Annotated in this window: 1 protein-coding gene; it reads right to left on the bottom strand. The window is 71.3% G+C overall.

The features are described 5' to 3' along the window. On the bottom strand, nt 1–467 hold a 467-nt coding region (locus G5C65_RS38205; RefSeq protein ID WP_206442749.1), incomplete at its 3' end, for an AraC family ligand binding domain-containing protein. Nucleotides 468–513 lie beyond the last annotated feature (46 nt).

Genomic DNA, 513 nt, shown 5'->3' with positions numbered 1-513 from the left:
GCCTCCACCAGCAGGATGTGCAGATACGCCTGGAGCACCGAGACCATCCCGCGCTGCTGGTCGCCGTACTCCAGGCGCATCCGCCCCAGCAGCCCGGCGATGCGCGCGGCGCTCCGGTGGGTCAGCGGGAGGGAGGGGCTGGACCCGAGGTGGCGCAGCAGGTCGCGGTCCTCGGGATGGGCGAGCAGAAACGCTTCCTCGAACAGGACGACGGTGCCCCGCAGCCCGAACACGCGCTCCCAGTAGTGCACCTGGCCCGGCGTGATGAAGCAGAGCTGCGGCGGGGTGAGGGGCCAGTGGTGCAGGTCGATGACGTGGGCGCCGGTGCCGTGGGTGACGTAGGTGATCTCGTAGAAGGTGTGCCGGTGCGGGAAGGGGGCCCGGGAGAGCGGTCCGATCGAGTCGAAAGAGCCCATGGCGAACGGCAGGACCTGCGGTGCCGGTACGTCGAGGCGGTGGAGCGGCATGGTGCGGTGCCACCGCTCGGGCGCGGCGTCGGGCGGTGTGGGAGTG

This window comes from Streptomyces boncukensis (assembly GCF_011045075.1).
Classification (GTDB): domain Bacteria; phylum Actinomycetota; class Actinomycetes; order Streptomycetales; family Streptomycetaceae; genus Streptomyces; species Streptomyces boncukensis.
The sequence above is the reverse complement of the archived record's forward strand: the minus strand, read 5'-3'. Positions and strand labels throughout refer to the sequence as shown.